Source organism: Arthrobacter sp. Y3223164 (genome assembly GCF_059091005.1).
Genome location: NZ_JBNHGF010000374.1, coordinates 1 through 2,626 on the forward strand (window position 1 = coordinate 1; position 2,626 = coordinate 2,626).

3 protein-coding genes are annotated in these 2,626 nt (G+C 68.2%); 1 reads left to right on the forward strand and 2 read right to left on the reverse strand.

Annotation, left to right across the window (positions count from 1 at the left end):
* Positions 1-19: 19 nt before the first annotated feature.
* On the reverse strand, positions 20-232 hold the full coding sequence (locus tag AC5RUJ_RS14240) for a FitA-like ribbon-helix-helix domain-containing protein (RefSeq protein WP_494128062.1): 213 nt from the start codon (positions 230-232) through the stop codon (positions 20-22).
* A gap of 100 nt (positions 233-332) precedes the next feature.
* A complete protein-coding gene (locus AC5RUJ_RS14245) occupies positions 333-1,580 on the reverse strand; it encodes an NAD(P)/FAD-dependent oxidoreductase (protein ID WP_494128061.1) in 1,248 nt (415 codons plus the stop codon).
* A 132-nt stretch (positions 1,581-1,712) separates the two neighbouring features.
* On the opposite strand from AC5RUJ_RS14245, the gene AC5RUJ_RS14250 reads away from it, so the two are divergent.
* Positions 1,713-2,222, forward strand: a complete 510-nt coding sequence (locus AC5RUJ_RS14250; RefSeq protein WP_494014635.1) for an Lrp/AsnC family transcriptional regulator — start codon at positions 1,713-1,715, stop codon at positions 2,220-2,222.
* The last annotated feature ends 404 nt before the right edge of the window (positions 2,223-2,626 follow it).

Sequence of the window (2,626 nt, forward strand, 5' to 3'; positions counted from 1 at the left end):
CGCGCGGCGACGGGCCCGCCTACTGCCGGCCGGTCCGGCGTTTGCGGTCGTCGGCCGAATCGTCGTCGCCGACGATCGAGGCCAGGAGTTCGTCCGCCTCGCCCAGCCCACGGACTGCCTGCACGAGGATCGCCCGGGCCTCAGCTTCGGGTGAGCGATGGTGCGTATCGGCCAGGATCCGGAGTCCTTCCATGGTCCGCGCGTCCAACCCGGGCACCGTGAGCGATTCCATGACAGTCACCTTCCCGCGGAGCATTGCGCCCCACGTGCCGCCCATATTAGTCCCGTCCCAGCGAGCTGTCAGCGGGCGGTCAGCGGGCCGCCCGCGGGGGTTAGCGCAGCGGGTCGAACGGCCGGATCTCGTCGGGCACCCGGCCGGTGACAATCTGTTCGGCCAGCAGCTTGCCGGTCGCCGGGCCCAGCACGATGCCCCACATCCCGTGCCCGCCGGCCACGTACACGCCGGGGGAGCGGGTGGCGCCGATCAGCGGCAGCCCGTCGGGTGTGACCGGGCGCGGGCCGACCCAAATATCCTCGAGGTTCTCCAGGTCCATGTTGGTGAACAACGGCCGCACGGCCGCCAGGATCGCGTCGATCCGCCCGGTCTGCAGCGGTTCGTCCGGGCCGCGGAACTCCATGGTTCCGGCGATGCGCAGCCGTCCCTGGTACGGGGTGCAGGCCACGCGGCGCGCCGGGAAGTAGATGGGGAACTCGGCCGGCTGGTCGGTGGCCACGCTGAACGAGTATCCGCGCCCGGCCTGCACCATGGTGCGAACACCCAGCGGCTTGGCGAGATCGGGCAGCCAGGCGCCGGTGGCCAGGACCACGACGTCGGCGTGGAACGGCTCATGCGCGTAGGTCTCCACCGAGATCCCGGTGTGGCCGTGGCGCAGGGAGCGCACTTCGGCGCCGGAAATGATCTTCCCGCCGCGTGCCACGACGGATGCGGCAAGGGCCTCGACGAACGGGCCGGGCTCAAGGAACCGCTGGCCTTCCAGTTCGAACACCGTCGAGACGCCGGCGGACAGCTGCGGCACCTTGACCTGGGGGTTGTCCAGGCGGCTCAGCGGGACGGACTGGCCCGCCTTCTCCACGTTGGCCAGCTCGTGGACAAAGTGGCGGCTTTCCTTCTCCGCCTCGAAACCGACGATGAAGGGTCCCTTGCGCGTCCACGATTCGACGCCGTTATCGGTCAGCTCATCGAAGCTCTCCAGCGCCATCTTGTCGATCGGCGTCAGCGCGGCCATGGTCCGGTCCCAGGCCTTCTGCGTGCCGTGCAGCGCGAAGCGGGCCAGGAACTTCCACAGCTGCGGGTCCAGGCGGGCGGGAATGTGCAGCGGCGCCGTCGGGTCGACCAGCGCCTTGGGCCCGTAGGTCCAGATGGTCGGGTCCGACAACGGCATGGCCATGCCGGGCGTGAGCCAGCCGGCATTGCCCCACGAGGCGCCGGCGGCGACGCCTGATCGGTCCAGAACGGTGACTTCCACGCCGCGTTCCTGCAGATGCCAGGCGGTGGCCAAGCCAACCATGCCTGCACCCACGACGACGGCGGTGCTCGGGGCGTGTGCGCGAGAGTACATCGTGTGCTCCTCGGGTCGACTCTTCTCTCGGACCCATCCTGAAGAATGTTTACCCGTTTCTCAAGCCGTTAGGAGAAGATTCTGTAAGAGTGAGGCATACAGGCAGTAAGTTCAGAAAGTGGTGGTGATCACATGGTCGAATCGAATGATCTTCGACGCCCGTTCGGGGCTCCTGCGGGTTCGGGGCTGGACCGCATCGACCGGTTGATCGTCGAGATGCTCCAAGCCGACGCCCGAACCCCCAACAACGCGATCGCGGCGGCGGCCGGCATCGCCCCCTCGACGTGCTTGAGCCGGATCCGCTCCCTGCGCGAACGCGGCGTGATCCGCGGTTTCCATGCCGACGTGGACCCTGCGGCCGTGGGGCGCGGCCTGCAGGCGCTGATCTCCATCCGCTTGCAGGCGCACGCGCGGTCGAACCTGACCCAGTTCAAGGACTTCCTGTCAGGCCTGCCCGCGGTGGAGGGGATTTTCTTTGTGACCGGCGACCGCGACTTCCTGATCCATGTCGCCGTGGCGGACTCCAACGCGCTGCGCGACCTGGTCGCGAACAACCTCAGCGTCCGCCCCGAGGTTGCCGGCACGAATACCACGGTCATCTTCGAACACGTCCGCCCGCCCGGCAGTTCGCTCGCTCCCTGATGGGGGAGAGAGTGCCCTTGTGGGGGTTCGGTCTCGCCATGTTGGCGGGGGAGGGCTGCCCGGAGGCGTGTCTCGCTCCCTATTTGGGGAGCCGGCTTCTATGGGCACGCCCGTACCCTGGCTGCGGAACCCCGGAAGGGGCCCGCTTCTCCGCCGCGCCGGCCCGGATTCAGGGCGATTCCAGTCGCTCGCCCGTGCCCCGGAGCGGGCAGCCTTGCCCTTTGTTGACATGTCATTCTTCGGCCGGATAGGATAGTTGAAAGCTCAAGCAATCTATCGAAGGCTGCAATGTCCTGGTTTAAGAATCTTTTCAGCAAGTCCAGCGCCCGCCGGTCTGCCGCCAACCCTGCGGCCTCCGCTGCGGAGCCCCGCACGGATGCACCCGTCGCCCAGCCGGCCGAGGC

Excerpts from the sequence above, each read along its gene's own strand:
- AC5RUJ_RS14240 (WP_494128062.1), bottom strand. The coding sequence starts at position 232 with ATGGAATCGCTCACGGTGCCCGGGTTGGACGCGCGGACCATGGAAGGA.
- AC5RUJ_RS14245 (WP_494128061.1), bottom strand. The coding sequence starts at position 1,580 with ATGTACTCTCGCGCACACGCCCCGAGCACCGCCGTCGTCGTGGGTGCA.
- AC5RUJ_RS14250 (WP_494014635.1), top strand. The coding sequence starts at position 1,713 with ATGGTCGAATCGAATGATCTTCGACGCCCGTTCGGGGCTCCTGCGGGT.